Genomic DNA, 15,068 nt, shown 5'->3' with positions numbered 1-15,068 from the left:
TAAGGTGATGGAGCGGTTTCAACTGCCGTGCGGGCGTAGCTCAATGGTAGAGCGCTAGCTTCCCAAGCTCGATACGCGGGTTCGATTCCCGTCGCCCGCTCTCGTCCTTCACGGACGCCTTCCGTCGACGTGCACCGTGTGCGCAAGGACACCCTTCCCGCCCCGTCCCGGGCCCGGCATCGGCAGTATCCTTGAGCGGTGAATCGCACCATGTTCAAGTCCAAGATCCACCGCGCCACCGTCACCCACGCGGACCTGCACTACGTGGGCTCGGTCACCGTGGACCTCGATCTCCTGGAAGCCGCGGACATCCTGCCCGGCGAACTGGTGTCGATCGTCGACATCACCAACGGTGCGCGATTGGAGACCTACACCATCGCCGGCGAGCGCGGCTCCGGAGTCCTGGGCATCAACGGTGCAGCCGCCCACCTCGTCCATCGCGGGGATCTCGTCATCCTCATCACCTACGCGCAGATGACCACCGAGGAAGCGCGCTCCTTCCTGCCCACCGTGGTGCACGTGGATGCGGACAACGCCATCGTCGACCTCGGCACCGATCCCGCGGAAGCCGTGACCGCGGGCATGGAGCGTCCCCCCTTCGCCCTCGACAACTCGGCACAGCCCGCCTGAGGACTGCGCACCACCTCCGTCCGCCTTCCCGGTGACGCTGCACGCGCATCCCGCCTCACCGGCATCCCCAGCCGTTGCACGATCATCGATCCCCCGCCTAGCGATTTGTGTCGGCAGGGCTTAGGGTCAAAAAGCAAGCTTGCTTAGGCTGTCGATTCGCGTGAACCGTCAGCCGGGTTGTCTACGAGGATGTGGAGGCTCGGTACGAATGCCGATAAGTCGAAGAACACGCAGTGCCGTGAACAGCCGTCGCACAGCGACCGTCGTGGCGGGCATGGTGATGGGTACGCTCGTGATGAGCGGATGCGGGCCCGCGCAGTCGGACAACGCGCTCACCTGGTACATCAACCCGGACGCCGGCGGGCAGGCCGCCATCGCGCAGAAGTGCAGCGAAGAATCCGGCGGCCGCTACACCATCGAGACCTCGCTCCTCCCGAGTGACGCCGCCTCCCAGCGCGAGCAGCTCGCACGACGCCTCGCCGCCGGTGACAGCTCGCTCGACATCATGAGTCTCGATCCCCCCTTCATCCCCGAACTGGCCGAACCGGGCTTCCTCGCCCCCGTGCCGGACGACGTCGCCCAGAGCACCACCGAGAACGTGGTCGAGGGCGCCCTCGCCGGCGCCACCTGGAAGGACGAGCTCGTCACCGTCCCGTTCTGGGCCAACACCCAGATCATGTGGTACCGGAAGTCCGTGGCCGAGGCCGCGGGCCTCGACATGAGCAAGCCGGTCACCTGGGACCAGATCATGGAGGCGGCCCGGACGCAGGACAAGTCGCTCGGTGTGCAGGGCGCCCAGGCGGAATCCATGACGGTCTGGGTCAACGCGCTCGTCGAGTCCGCGGGCGGGTCCATCATCGTGGATCCCGAAGCCACCGCGGACACCATCGAGCTCGGGCTCGACTCCGATGCGGGCAAGGCGGCGGCAGACGTCATCTCCACCATCGGCAAGGACGGACTGGGCGGGGCAGGCCTGCCCACCCAGGACGAGAACGGTTCCCTCATCGCCTTCCAGGGCGACTCCGGTTCCTTCATGGTCAACTACCCCTTCGTCTGGCCGGCCACCACGGCGGCCGTCGAGGCGGGGACGCTGGACCAGGCGGTCCTGGACGACATCGGGTGGGGCGTCTTCCCCCGGATGTCCGAGGACCAGGAGGCCGCTCCCCCGCTCGGTGGCATCAATCTCGGCGTCGGCGCGGAGAGCGACAACCCGGAGCTCGCCTACGAAGCCGTCCAGTGCATCGTCTCGGTCGAGAACCAGTCCGAGTACTTCGTGACCAACGGCAACCCGCCGTCCAACACGGAGGCGTACGAGGACCCCCGCATCGAGGAGAGCTTCCCGATGGCCGAGACCATCAGGGACTCCCTCCAGGTCGCAGCCCCCCGTCCCCAGACCCCGTTCTACAACGAGGTCTCCACCGGCATCCAGCAGACCTGGGCACCGCCGTCCGCCGTCGATCCGGAGAACACCCCGGAGACGTCGAGCAACTTCATCACATCGGTCCTCAGAGGGGAGCAACTCCTGTGACCTCCGCCATTCCCGCCAAGACGACGACGGCGTCGTCGACCGAACCCGGCCCGCGGCTCAGCCGGGACGACACGGGCACGAAGACCAGGAAGGCGCCGAAGCAGTACAGCGACCGCGTCCGCGCGGAACGGCGGCTCGGCTGGATCCTCGCCGGTCCCGCGTTCATCATCATGCTGCTGGTGACGCTCTACCCGATCCTGCAGGCCATCTATGAGAGTCTCTTCAAGTTCCGGCTCACGGCGCCCGGTGAACGCGAGTTCATCGGCCTCGGCAACTACGCGGTCATCCTGTCCGACCCCGTCTGGTGGTCGGGCCTGTGGACCACGGTGTTCATCACGGTGGTGACGGTCCTCGTCGAACTGGTCCTCGGCTTCGCGCTCGCCCTCGTGATGCACAAGGCGCTGAAATCGGTCCGCGGGCTCCTGCGCACGGCGATCCTCGTTCCCTACGGCATCATCACCGTCGTCTCGGCCTTCGCCTGGTTCTATGCCTTCGACATCAACTCCGGCTACATCAATTCCTGGTTCGCCTGGCTCCCCGGGATCGACGAGAACCTGAACTGGTTCGCCCAGGGCGGCACCGCGCTGTTCGTCATCATGGCCTCGGAGATCTGGAAGACCACGCCGTTCATCTCACTGCTCCTGCTGGCGGGGCTCGCCCAGGTCCCCGACGAACTCACGGAGGCAGCGAAGGTCGACGGTGCGACATGGTGGGAGCAGATGCGCAAGGTCATCGTCCCGAACATGAAGGCCGCGATCATGGTCGCCGTGCTCTTCCGGGCGCTGGATGCCTTCCGGATCTTCGACAACGTGTTCATCATGACCAACGGCGCGTACGGCACGGAAGTGCTCTCCCTGCTCGCCTACCGGCAATCCATCAGCCGGCTCGAGATCGGCCTCGGTTCGGCGGTCTCCGTGCTCCTCTTCCTGTGCGTCCTGCTGATCTGCTTCGTGGCGATCAAGCTCTTCAAGGTGGATCTCGCCGGATCCCAGGGAGGAAAGTGATGACGAACTCCAGCACGAAGAACAAGGTCCTCTGGGCCATCGTGACCGTCCTCGTCCTGATCTACGCACTCTTCCCGGTGCTCTCGATCCTGGCGACGTCCTTCAAGAGCCCCAGTGACCTGACGAGCGGGAAGTTCCTCCCGTCGTCGGGCGCCGCGACCACGAGCAACTACGAGCAGATCCTGGTCGGCGACGCCCAGGGTCTGTTCCTCTCGGCGCTCCGCAACTCGATCGGCATCTCTCTGATCGCGACGTTCATCGCCGTCGTCCTCGCCACCCTCTGCGCCTACGCGATCGCCCGGCTGGACTTCCCCGGCAAGAAGCTGGTCCTGACCACCGCGCTGGCGGTCTCGATCTTCCCGGTCATCTCGATCGTCACGCCGCTCTTCAACCTGTGGCGGACCATCGGCCTCTACGACACCTGGCTCGGGCTCATCATCCCGTACCTGTCACTCACGCTCCCCATCTCCATCTGGACCCTCGCCGCGTTCTTCCGGCAGATCCCTTGGGAGCTGGAGCAGGCGGCGCAGGTGGACGGCGCGACGACGTGGCAGGCGTTCCGCAAGGCCATCGTCCCGCTGGCCGCACCCGGCGTGTTCACGACGGCGATCATCGCCTTCTTCATCGCCTGGAACGACTTCGTGTACGGGATCTCGCTGACGTCGACGGAGGCGGCGCGGCCGGTCCCGGCGGCACTCGCGTTCTTCACCGGAGCCTCCCAGTTCGAGGCACCGACGGGGGCCATCTCGGCGGCGGCGATCATCGTCACCATCCCGATCGTCCTCCTGGTCCTGCTCTTCCAACGCCAGATCGTCTCAGGCCTGACCTCCGGCGCCGTCAAGGGCTAACGCCCCCGGTTTCAGTAAAGGATTCGCACCATGGCTTCAATCACCCTCAACCACCTGGTCAAGAAGTACGGCGACGGGTTCCCTGCCGTCAACGACGTGAGCATCGACATCGCCGACGGGGAGTTCATCATCCTCGTGGGTCCGTCGGGCTGCGGGAAGTCGACGCTGCTGCGCATGATCGTGGGCCTCGAGGACATCACCGACGGCGACCTCCTGATCGACGGGCAGCGCGTCAACGACAAGGCGCCGCGCGACCGCAACCTGGCGATGGTGTTCCAGAACTACGCGCTGTACCCGCACCTCACCGTGTACGAGAACATCGCCTTCCCGCTGCGCCTCGCCAAGGGCAAGCACTCCGAGGACCAGGTGGACAAGCTGGTCACGGAGGCGGCCGCGACACTCGAGCTCACCGACCACCTGCAGCGCAAGCCGGCGAATCTCTCGGGCGGGCAGCGGCAACGTGTCGCGATGGGCCGCGCGATCGTCCGGCAGGCGGACGCGTTCCTGTTCGACGAGCCACTCTCCAACCTGGACGCAAAGCTCCGGGGCCAGATGCGTTCGGAGATCTCGCAGATGCAGCGCCGGCTCGGGGTGACCTCGGTCTACGTGACGCACGACCAGACGGAGGCCATGACCCTCGGCGACCGCGTGGCCGTCCTCAAGAAGGGCGAACTGCAGCAGATCGCCTCGCCCCGCGAGCTCTACGAACAGCCCGTGAACCTGTTCGTCGCGGGTTTCATCGGCTCGCCGTCGATGAACTTCCTGCCGGCCACGCTCGAGGGCACCACCCTGAAGACCGCCATCGGTGACCTGCAGATCCCCGAGGACAAGGCGGCGAAGGCAGCCGGCAAGAAGGTGGTGCTCGTCGGCGTGCGTCCCGAGTTCTTCGAGGACGCGAAGCTCGTCGAGGACCACAAGATGTCCAACGGTTCCACGTTCACCGCGACCCTGACGCACACGGAGTGGCTCGGCAACGAGCAGTACGGGTACATCAACTTCGATCCGGCGCCCGAGATGCGGGAGCTGCTCAACAGCCTCGCCCGGGACATGGACGCCGACGAACTGCGCCCGCAGGTGGTCGTCACGCTCGATGCCGCCAGCCGCATCCGTGGAGGCCGTGAGGCCGAGATCTGGCTCGACACCCGTAAGCTCCACCTGTTCGACGCCGAGACGGGCGAGAACCTGACGCGCGACGCCGAAGCGGGCGCCGAGCTCACCCGTGAGGCCTCGGAGGAGCGTGCGGAGGAGCTCGCGAACGCGCAGCAGTCGGGAGACGGCCAGGGTCACGGTGGTGGCTTCGGCAGTGGGCCCTCCGGGCAGGCGGGCGGCTCGCCCGTCGACGCCGGTACCGGCCGGTCCGGCGGCGCCACGGCCGCCGGGGGCAGGCACTCCGCAGGCTGACCGGCTGCGCGGTGGCGCGCACCCGAGCATCCGTGAGCAGGACCGGCACCCGCAGGGGTGCCGGTCCTGCTGTGTAGTCTGACCCTATGGTCGAACACGACGGCGCCGCCCAGTCCGCCGCCATCACTGCCGGATACGTCTTCGAGGGGCCCACCCTCCACCTGGGCGCTGCCCTCGTGGACGGCGTGCTCGACGCCGGAGCGCAGGTACGCCTGCCGCTGGCCATGATGAACCGACACGGGTTGATCGCCGGTGCCACGGGCACCGGCAAGACGGTCACACTGCAGGTCATGGCGGAACAGCTCTCGGCGCAGGGCGTGCCCGTCTTCCTGTCCGACATCAAGGGCGACCTCACCGGACTGACCACTCCGGGAACGGCCACGGAGCGGCTGATGAAGCGGACCGCCGGGGTGGGGCAGGACTGGACGCCCACGGGCTTCCCCGTCGAATTCCTCTCCCTGGGTGGTGACGGTGGCGGCATTCCCGTCCGTGCCACGATCTCCTCCTTCGGCCCGCTGCTGCTCAGCCGCGTCATGGACCTCAACGAGACGCAGGAGTCCAGCCTGCAGCTCGTGTTCCACTACGCGGACAAGAACGGACTGGAGCTCTACAACCTGGCGGACCTCCGGGCCGTGATCAGTTTCCTCACCTCGGACGAGGGCAAGGAAGCGCTCGAGGCTCTCGGCGGCCTCTCGAAGGCGACGGCCGGCGTCATCCTCCGCGAACTCGTGACGCTCGAGGCGCAAGGCATGGACGCGTTCTTCGGCGAACCCGAGTTCGACACCGCCGACCTCCTGCGGACGGACACCGACGGGCGGGGCATCATCACGTCCCTGGAGCTTGTGACGGTGCAGCAGAAGCCGCGCCTGTTCTCCACGTTCCTGATGTGGCTGCTCGCCGACATGTTCGCCGAGCTGCCCGAGGTCGGCGATCTCGACAAGCCACGCCTCGTGTTCTTCCTCGACGAGGCGCACCTGCTGTTCACGGGCTCGTCGAAGGCGTTCCGCGAGTCGATCCAGGCCACGGTCCGGCTCATCAGGTCCAAGGGGATCGGCATCTTCTTCGTGACGCAGACGCCGAAGGACGTGCCCGCGGAGGTCCTCGGACAACTGGCCAACCGGGTGCAGCATGCGCTGCGGGCCTTCACACCTGACGACGCGAAGGCGCTCCGCGCAACGGTCTCGACCTTCCCCACCAGCCCGTACGATCTCGAAGAGGTCCTCACGTCCGCCGGCATCGGCGAGGCCGTCGTGACGGTGATGAACGAGCGGGGCGCCCCGACTCCCGTCGCGTGGACGCGGCTCCGCTCCCCCGAGTCCGTCATGGGCCGGGCACCCGAGGGAACGGTGGCCGCCGTCGTCGCCGCCTCTCCGCTGCTCGTCCGCTACAGCCGGTCCGTCGACAGCCACTCCGCGTACGAGAAGCTCCGCGGTCTGCCCGATCCCGCCGGCCGTGGCGCGGACGGCGCATCCGGTGCCCCCTCCTCGGGGGTCGGGACGTCCTTGCCGGAACCGACCACGGGAGAACCGGGTGAGCCTGGAGCATCCGAGCAGCAGAACGCGCGGGGCGATGCCGCCGACGCGACGCGGGACACGGCCCGCGAGGACCGGGACGCGGAAGCGCGGCGCATCGAGGAGGAGATCCTCGGCATGCCGTCCCGGCCCGCCCGCGACCGGGACCGGGACCGCCGGCCCGTCGACGACGCTTCGCCGCGCGAGGACGGACGCGGGGCGCGCGGCAGCGCAGGCGGCGGCTACGCGGGTGGTGGCTACGCGGGTGGATACGGCGGCGGGTACGCGGGCGAGGGTGCGCAGGGTGCCGGTCGTGAGCGGACGGACCGCGGCGGCAACAGCAGAAGCCGTGCGGGCGGGTACGACGCCGGACGGTCCTCCGGCAGCAACGGGCCGGACCGGAACGAGATGGCGGACCTCGCCCTGAAGGCCGCAGGAGTGATCGGCAAGGAACTCGCGCGCGGGCTCTTCGGCACCAAGCACCGCAAGCGGAAATGGTACTGAGGCCGGCGTCCCGGATCCCCGCAGTGCAGGGCGCGCGCCCATGATCGTGGTGGAGATCGTCAGTTCCAGCCTGGTGGCGCTGGGACTGGGGCTGCTCGCCGCGGCCCTCGTGATCCGGCTGGTCTACGGATCCTGGACCAGGACCCAGGCGATCACCTTCACGTACGAGGGGCATCCCTACCTCCGCTGGCACGACCACCGGTACCGCATCGTCGAGGCGCTCTGGTCCAGTGGCTCCCCGGGTCGCGGGCGGAAGGCGCCCATGCCCGCGGCACCGCCGCCCGGTGAGGACGTCACCATCCACTACCACGTCCGACAGCCCACCCACTGGTCGCTCGGCGAACCCTACCGAGGCACCCGGGTGATCGCCGTCGTCGGGCTCGCGTGCGCGGTGACCGGCACCCTGCTCGGCTTCCTGCCCGCCTGATTCACCGCACCCGGTACCGTGGAGAGGTGCAGACAACCCCGGTCGTGAAGGTGCTCGCAGCCTGGCTGCTGGGTCTCATGCTCGTCGGTGCCGCCTTCGTCACGACCGTCGCGGTCCTGAACAGCAGGCTCTTCGGCCCCGAACACCAGGTGGGCCTGTACCTCGACGCGTTGCGCGACGGCGACGGCGGCGAGGCCCTCGGCCTCCTCCACGCCTCGGTACCGGAGGGATCCGATCCGACACTGCTCGACGGGGACGCCCTGCGCCGAGCGACAGCCGGCCTCACGGACATCGAGGTGGGGGATGCACGCGGAAGCGGCAGCGACCGCGTCGAGGTACCCGTGACCTACACGCTCGACGGCGCCGAGACGACGAGCGTGTTCCCGCTCCGGCAGACCGGCACCGAATGGGGATTCTTCGCCGTCTGGGAGTTCGAGCCGACCGTCCTGCCGACAGTGGAGGTCTCCGCCCTCAACAGCGTGGAGGCAGCGGTGAACGGGGTCGACGTCGGCCTGCCGGGCGGCCGCGCCGCACTGGCCACGTTCTACCCGGGTGCCGTGAGCGCCCGCTACCAGGGCCGCTACTTCGCCGCTCCCGAAAGCCGGACGACCGTGACGGGCGTCGAGGCCCCGCAACCCCTCGCCCTCGCGCTGGAGCCGACGCCCGAGCTGGTACGTGCGGTGGAGAAGCAGGTGCACGCCTTCCTCGACGGCTGCGCGGAGCAGACGGTCTTCCAGCCCGGCAACTGCCCGTTCGCCTTTCCCACCGACAAGCGGCTCGCCGGTGACATCACCTGGACCATCGAGGAGTACCCCCGGGCGTCGATCACCCCGAGCGGGGGGAGCTGGCTGCTCGCCCCCCTCAGCGGGAGGGCACGGATCGACACCCGGCTGCGGGACTTCTTCTCCGGTGAGGTGAGCGACGTCTCCGAGGCCATGCCGTTCGACTTCACGGCGGACCTGAACGTCACCGAGGACGCCATCACCGTCACGCCCGTGGTGAGGTACTAGCCACGCACGAACTGCCTCCGGTCAGGGGATCAGGTTCTCGGCGCGGTAGCGGTCGAACAGCGATGTGAAGACGTCGAGCGTCCTGCGGTAGCCCGTGAAGCCGGCGTCACGGCTCTTGCCCATGTCCACGATCACCTCGATCTCGATGCCGAGATCGCCGTCCGTGTGCCACCAGGAGGCCAACCGGTCCAGCGAGGTCTCGGCGAGGCCGTGCCGCTCGGCCAACGCCGACCACTGACCCTCCGTCCCGCTCATGGCCTCTTCGAGCGGACGCGGCGCGTCCGTGAAGCCCTCCCACTCCACGCCGAAGTAGCCGGCCAGCCTGGGCCACATCCACCGCCACCGGAAGACGTCTCCGTTGACGATGTTGTAGGCCTCGTCGGCGCCCGCGGGGGTGGTGGAGGCCCACACCATGTGCTCGGCGAGCAGGCTCGCATCCGTCACGTTCGCCAGGCCGTTCCACTGCTGCGCCGACCCGGGGAAGACGAACGGCTCACCCGCCTCCCTGCACAGGGTGGCCTGGGTGGCGAGCGTGAGCGCCATGTTCATCGCGTTGCCGACGGCGTAGCCGAGGACGGTGTGCGCCCGGTGCACGCTCCACGTGAAACCCTGCTCGGCGGCGGCAGCGAACAGCTCGTCCTCCTGCGCGTAGTAGAAGTTGGGCGAGGGCAGGCGGGGCTCCTCCTCGTGGAACGGTGTGTCCGCCATGTCACCGGAGCCGTACGACTCGAACGGCCCGAGATAGTGCTTCATGCCGGTCATGAGGGCCACGTGGGCCACCTCCTTGCCGTGCAGTGCGGTGAGCAGGTCGCGCAGCATGCCCGCGTTGACGCGGATGTTCTCCTCCTCCGTGTCGCGTCGGGACCAGGCGGTGAAGAAGACGTGTGTGGGACTCTCCGGCGCGAGCACCTCGACGAGGGAATCGGCCGAGGTGAGGTCCGCCGACAGCCAGCGGACGCCGTCGCGCTCCTGGCCGGGCCTGCGGGAGAGGGCCAGGACCGGCCAGCCGTCCCCGGCGAGCTTCTCGACGAGCGCGGAGCCCGCGATACCCGTGGCTCCCACCACGAGTGCGGTGCGCTGTCCGTCGTGCTGGTTCGTTCCGGTGTCGATGGTCATGCGTGCTCTCCTCCTGCGCCGTCCAGCGGCGCGGCTTCATCCTGTGCGGCATCGTCCCGTGCAGCCCTTGTCCGGTGCGGGGCGTCCTGTTCTGGCTGTCCCATGCGGGCTGTCATGCGCGGACGTTGTCCAGTGCGGACTGTCCTGTTCGGTCTGTCCTGTTCGGTCTGTCCTGTTCGGTCTGTCCTGTTCGGGCTGTCCTGTTCGGGCTGTCCTGCGCGGACGTTGTCCAGTGCGGGCTGTCATACGCGGACGTTGTCCTGTGCGGGCAAGCGCCCCTCCTTGATTGCGACAACCCAGGCGGGCGCGTCTGCCCTTCCCCTGCGACAAGTCACGCTGCGCGGTCGATATTCCGTCGAGCTCACAGAGCTCCATCCCACTCATCGGACCCGGCTCGTGGGAATGTGCGCATATTCCCACCGACCGACGGCAGTCAGTGGGAGGGAAGGCTCACCCCGTCCGGGATGGCCGGGGAAGCAGTGCACGTGAAGGATGAAGCCTGCGCCCAGGATCGCGGGGCGGATCACCTGCAAGAGAACGATGACGTCTGCATCCGGAATCGCAGGGGCTGCCGCTTCCGAGAGGGGAACCGCGGAGCCAGTAGCGTCGTGTACCACCCCTGCAGGGTGCGCTTCGTCCCACTCACCGGACCCGGTCAGTGGGAATGAGCGCATATTCCCACTGACTGACGGCGGTCAGTGGGACGAAGGAGGTCGCAACGCCCCCGAAGCCGGGCACGCGGACGGCTGGGCGGACAGATTCGCGCCCCGGCCTGGACGCACCACTGGGTGCCAGCCGCCCAATTGTTGCCCAGCACCCAGCACCTAGCACCTAGCACCTAGCACCTAGCACCTAGCACCCAGGCTTGCACGAAGGGCACCCGCCGTAGCAGGTGCCCTTGGTCCGGCTGAGGAGCGCTGGGGTCAGTCGAGTCCGCGGAGGTCGAGGGTCAGCTCGGTGTCGCCGTCGGCCGTGACCGTCACCGGGATGCCCCAGTCCTGCTGGTACAGGTGGCACGCCGCATGGTCGGGGATCTCCCCGCCCGGCTCGCCGTCGCAGGACGCCGCCCGCGCCGTGATGTGCAGTACGCCCTCCCCGGCATCCGCGGCCAGCACGAGCTCCCGCGTCAGTCCGGTGGACGTTCCGCCGCCCGAGACCAGCAGGGACTCGGGCGAGGCGCTGATCTTCAGCTGCGTCGGGTCACCCCAGCGGTCGTCGAGCTTCTGGCCCTTCGGCGCCGTGAAGCGCACCGTCAGCGCCACGGGTCCGGCGGACATGGGCGACGTCGGACGCTGGGTCTGCGACGCGCCCTCGTCGACGGCGAGCGCCTCCTTGGGTAACGGTACGCGGACGAGTTGGTGCCGGTTCGTCTCCACGACGATGAGCAGCGGGTCGCCGCCCTCGGCGACGGGCGTGAGGTCGACCAGCACATCGGAGGGCTCGGACAGCCCACGGAGCAGCGTGGAGACCTGGCGGGTCACCGGATCGTACCTGCGGACCGCGCCGTTGTAGGTGTCGGCGATCGCGACGGACCCGTCGGGCAGGGCGGTGACGCCGAGCGGGTGCTGGAGGCGCGCCTGGTCGGCATCGCCGTCGCGGAAGCCGAAGTCGAACAGTCCCGTCCCTATCGCGGTCTGGACCTGGACGCGCCGGCGGCCGTTGACCTCGACGAAGGACAGCTGCCGGACGGCGGACGTCTCGGAGTCCGCGATCCAGATGGTGCCGTTGGCGTCCTCGGCGAGCCCGGAGGACTGCGCGAACCACGCCGCGGAGGCATCGCCGTCGAGCAGGCCCTCGAGTCCCGTGCCGGCCAGGACCTCGACGGCGTTGCTGCGGGGATCGTAGGCGAAGATCTGGTGCGTCCCCGCCATCGCGACGACCACGCGGTCCAGCACCGACGAGTACAGCACGTCCCACGGCGAGGACAGCGAGACCTTCAGGGCATCCGTGCCGAGCTGGGTCTCGGTGAGGCGCGGCGTCTCGCTCTCCGCGCCGACCTCGTGTGCGTTCTCCTGCCGGCCCGTCTTGGTGTGGTTACCGGCATCGAGCAGGCGCTGCGTGCCGTTCCCCACGAGGGTGCGCACCTCGCCCGTGGCCAGGGTGACACCGCGCAGGCGGTGGTTCACGGAGTCGGCGACGACGACGTCGTACCCGACCTCCGCCGCGAGCGCGGTTGGCAGGAGCGCGAGGCCCTGGGGCTCGTTGAACTGGGCGTCGGAGGCGCTGCCATCGTGGAAACCCTTGCTGCCCGAACCGATGGTGCGGCGCACCGTGACGAGATCCGCCTCGAGTTCGACGAGGCGGTGGTGGCCGGTGTCGCCGACGAGGAAGGTGCCGGTGGCCGGCAGCGCGAGGAGCTTGCCCGGGAACTTGAGGTCACCCGCGGTGCTCTCCGCCGGCACGTACGGGCCGTCGCCGCGGTGCAGCGTGCCCTTCGCCTCGTGCTCGGCGACGAGTTCCTCCACGAGCGATGTGAGCCCGGCGGCGTGCCCCTCCCCGGAGAGGTGCGCCACGATGTAGCCCTCGGGGTCGATGACCACGAGAGTGGGCCAGGCCCGGGCCGTGTAGGCCTGCCAAGTGGTGAGCTCCGGGTCGTCGAGGACGGGGTGGTGGATGTCGTAGCGCTCGACGGCGGCGGCGAGGGCCACCGGATCGGCCTCGTGCTCGAACTTCGGCGAGTGCACGCCGACCGTCACGAGGACGTCCGAGTACTGCTCCTCGAGGGGCCGCAGCTCGTCGAGGACGTGGAGGCAGTTGATGCAGCAGAAGGTCCAGAAGTCGAGGATCACGATCTTGCCGCGCAGGTCCTCGAGCTGCAGCTGCCTGCCGCCGGTGTTCAGCCAGTTGCGGCCGGTCAGCGCGGAGCCGCGCACCCGGTAGCCGGTGCGGACGGTGGTCTCGGTCATTCGTTGTCTCCTGCGGTGTCTCCGGCTGTGGCGCGCGCGGTCGGCTGCTGGGCGGGGCGGCGGTTCCCGGCATCGCGTGCGGCGAGGTCGGCGAACATGCTGTTGTAAGCCGTCAGGTCGGCGTCGTTATTCCGGTCCGCGGCACGATCCTTGCGTTTGGTCTCCCGCGCGTCGGAGCGCGACCACACGACGGCGACGCCGATGGCGAGCAGGAGCGTCGGGATCTCGCCGACGCCCCAGGTGACCGCTCCGCCCACCTGCTGGTCCGCCAGGGCCGATGCGCCCCAGTCGCGTCCCATGTTGCCGAACCAGGAGGCCTCGAGCAGCGAGGTCGAGCCCATCAGGGTGACGCCGAAGAAGGCATGGAAGGCCATGGTCGCGAAGAGGAGCAGGATGCGCATCGGGTAGGGCGCGCGGAACGGCACGGGATCCGAACCGATCATCGACAGCACGAAGATGTAGCCGGTGATGAGGAAGTGCGTGATCATCAGCTCGTGTCCGACGTGCTCGCGCAGGGCGAACCCGAAGAGGGGCGAGTAGTAGAAGATGATGATCGACGCGACGAAGTTGCCGGCAGCGAACAGCGGGTGCGTGATGATCCGTGACGGCCACGAGTGCACGATCACCAGGATCCATTCCCGCAGCCCGCGCGAGCCGTCGCGGCGCGCGGTCAGGGCCTTCAGGGCCAGGGTCACGGGTGCGCCGAGGACCAGGAAGAGCGGCACCACCATGGTGAGCGCCATGTGGTCCACCATGTGCGCGCTGAACAGCACCATCCCGTAGACGGCGGGCGCGCCCGAGGTGAAGTAGGTCAGGAGGGCGAGGCCGAGGAGGCAGCTGATGAGCTTGGCCACGGACCACGAGTCCCCGCGGCGGTGCAGCTTGACCATCCCGAGCACGTAGGCGACGCCGAAGGTCAAGGCCACGGTGATCCACAGCCAGTCCGGCCGCCACTCGGTGAGCCAGCGGCTCAGGGTCGGCTCCGGCGGGAGGTCGTACCCGGTCAGGATGCGGGCGGGGCCGGCCTCGGTGGGCAGCACCTCGGAACGGGGCGGCGCCGTGCGCCCGAGTGCCCCCGCCACGCCGGAGACCGCACCCATGATGACGAGCTCGACGGCGATGAGCTGCCACAGGACCCGGCGCGCGGAGAGCCGCGACTGCGCGGTGCCGCCCGACGCGCCGAGCTGCGGGATGATCCACTGCCGGTGCATCCAGCCGATGCCGCCGAGCAGCAGCGTGGCGATGGTCTTGAAGGTGACGAGCAGGCCCCATTCGGAGCTGAGCTGCGCGAGGTCGGTGATGCGGAGGCTGGCGTTCACCACGCCCGAGGCCACGACCAGGATGAACGCGAAGCCGGCGAGGGCCGAGAAACGCTTGAGGACCGGGAGGGCCTGGTCGCCGAGCTTGCCGCTCACCACGGCGAGGGAGATGATCCCGCCCACCCACAGGCAGACACCCACGAGGTGGAGGGCGATCGAGTTGACCGCGGCGTTGTGGTCGTCGCCGCTCGCCGAGTGCCCGATCAGGGCCATGGGCAGCAGGTTGAGCAGGGCGAGCACCAGGGTGAGGGCGAGACCGGTCTGCGAACGGACACCGAACAGGAGCGTGGCGAGGACCGCCGAGACGATCGAGGTCACGAGCCACGCGCGCCCGGTGGAGAAGTCCGTCAGGAACGCGGCGAGGCCCTGGGTGTACGCCGGGTCGGTGCTCAGGGGCAGGCCGGCGGCGTCGGAGTAGGTGAACACCATGACGCCGAGCGCCCCGATGGTCCAGAGGACCGCGGACACGGCGGCCAGCATGAGGACGCGGGTGAAGGCCGGGTGCTCGGCCGCGGTGTCCTTGGGCCTCCGCCCGGACGTCCCGACCTTGCGCGGGAGCATGATCACCGCGAAGACGAGGGCACCGATGGTCGCCGCGGCGGCGGTGTTGTTGAGGACCTTGGCGACGGGCAGGCCCCAGCGGGTCAGCGCTCCCGGATCACCGAGTTGCCGGGCGGCGGCGGCACCGGAGTAGAACAGCGCGACCACGAGCGAGACGAGCACGACGACGCCGGCGAGGACCAGCCAGCCCGTTCCGATAGCGCGCTCCGGGGAGGCTGCGGCGAGGGTCTCGCGCGGTTGCTTCGCAGTTGTCGACACATACACCATTCTCTACCCGGAGTAGAAATAGGGCGAATCTTCCGC

At 68.8% G+C, this 15,068-nt stretch carries 11 protein-coding genes and 1 tRNA gene; 9 read left to right on the top strand and 3 right to left on the bottom strand.

Annotation, left to right across the window (positions count from 1 at the left end; translation table 11 throughout):
• The first annotated feature begins 29 nt into the window (after window positions 1-29).
• The 9 genes from ASF21_RS04145 (at window position 30) to ASF21_RS04105 (ending at window position 8,863) form a co-directional block, all read left to right on the top strand.
• Window positions 30-100 (top strand) — tRNA-Gly (locus tag ASF21_RS04145).
• A gap of 98 nt (window positions 101-198) precedes the next feature.
• Window positions 199-630 (top strand): aspartate 1-decarboxylase, encoded by a 432-nt coding sequence (gene panD, locus ASF21_RS04140; protein ID WP_200914769.1) that lies wholly within the window; start codon window positions 199-201, stop codon window positions 628-630.
• Window positions 631-838: 208 nt separating this feature from the next.
• Entirely contained in the window at window positions 839-2,158 is a 1,320-nt protein-coding gene (locus tag ASF21_RS04135; protein WP_055767120.1) for an extracellular solute-binding protein, read from the top strand.
• A complete protein-coding gene (locus tag ASF21_RS04130) occupies window positions 2,155-3,162 on the top strand; it encodes a carbohydrate ABC transporter permease (RefSeq protein ID WP_235498648.1) in 1,008 nt (335 codons plus the stop codon). The genes ASF21_RS04135 and ASF21_RS04130 overlap by 4 nt, the downstream gene beginning before the upstream one ends.
• Complete coding sequence (locus ASF21_RS04125) at window positions 3,162-4,010, top strand: carbohydrate ABC transporter permease (protein WP_055767117.1); 849 nt, start codon at window positions 3,162-3,164, stop codon at window positions 4,008-4,010. The genes ASF21_RS04130 and ASF21_RS04125 overlap by 1 nt, the downstream gene beginning before the upstream one ends.
• A 30-nt stretch (window positions 4,011-4,040) precedes the next feature.
• Window positions 4,041-5,411 carry an ABC transporter ATP-binding protein gene (locus ASF21_RS04120; protein ID WP_055767113.1) on the top strand — a complete coding sequence of 457 codons (1,371 nt, stop codon included), beginning with the start codon at window positions 4,041-4,043 and terminating at the stop codon, window positions 5,409-5,411.
• A gap of 86 nt (window positions 5,412-5,497) precedes the next feature.
• The gene (locus ASF21_RS04115; protein WP_055767111.1) at window positions 5,498-7,426 is read left to right on the top strand and encodes a helicase HerA-like domain-containing protein; all 1,929 of its coding nucleotides are present in this window, start codon (window positions 5,498-5,500) and stop codon (window positions 7,424-7,426) included.
• Between the two features lie 40 nt (window positions 7,427-7,466).
• Window positions 7,467-7,853 (top strand): hypothetical protein, encoded by a 387-nt coding sequence (locus ASF21_RS04110; RefSeq protein WP_055767107.1) that lies wholly within the window; start codon window positions 7,467-7,469, stop codon window positions 7,851-7,853.
• A gap of 26 nt (window positions 7,854-7,879) precedes the next feature.
• Complete coding sequence (locus tag ASF21_RS04105) at window positions 7,880-8,863, top strand: hypothetical protein (protein WP_235498647.1); 984 nt, start codon at window positions 7,880-7,882, stop codon at window positions 8,861-8,863.
• A 21-nt stretch (window positions 8,864-8,884) separates the two neighbouring features.
• Here ASF21_RS04105 and ASF21_RS04100 read toward each other — a convergent pair whose 3' ends face one another.
• The 3 genes from ASF21_RS04100 to ASF21_RS04090 form a co-directional block, all read right to left on the bottom strand.
• Window positions 8,885-9,979: an SDR family oxidoreductase gene (locus ASF21_RS04100; RefSeq protein WP_055767105.1), complete on the bottom strand. Its 1,095-nt coding sequence runs from the start codon at window positions 9,977-9,979 to the stop codon at window positions 8,885-8,887.
• A 923-nt stretch (window positions 9,980-10,902) separates the two neighbouring features.
• On the bottom strand, window positions 10,903-12,885 hold the full coding sequence (locus ASF21_RS04095) for an NHL domain-containing thioredoxin family protein (RefSeq protein ID WP_055767102.1): 1,983 nt from the start codon (window positions 12,883-12,885) through the stop codon (window positions 10,903-10,905).
• The gene (locus ASF21_RS04090; RefSeq protein WP_082471212.1) at window positions 12,882-15,032 is read right to left on the bottom strand and encodes a cytochrome c oxidase assembly protein; all 2,151 of its coding nucleotides are present in this window, start codon (window positions 15,030-15,032) and stop codon (window positions 12,882-12,884) included. The genes ASF21_RS04095 and ASF21_RS04090 overlap by 4 nt, the downstream gene beginning before the upstream one ends.
• Window positions 15,033-15,068: the final 36 nt, after the last annotated feature.

It is taken from the genome of Arthrobacter sp. Leaf234 (assembly GCF_001422665.1).
In the GTDB taxonomy this organism is placed as follows: Bacteria; Actinomycetota; Actinomycetes; order Actinomycetales; family Micrococcaceae; genus Arthrobacter_D.
Note: the sequence above shows the minus strand (reverse complement) of the source record. Positions and strands in the feature narration are given on the sequence as shown.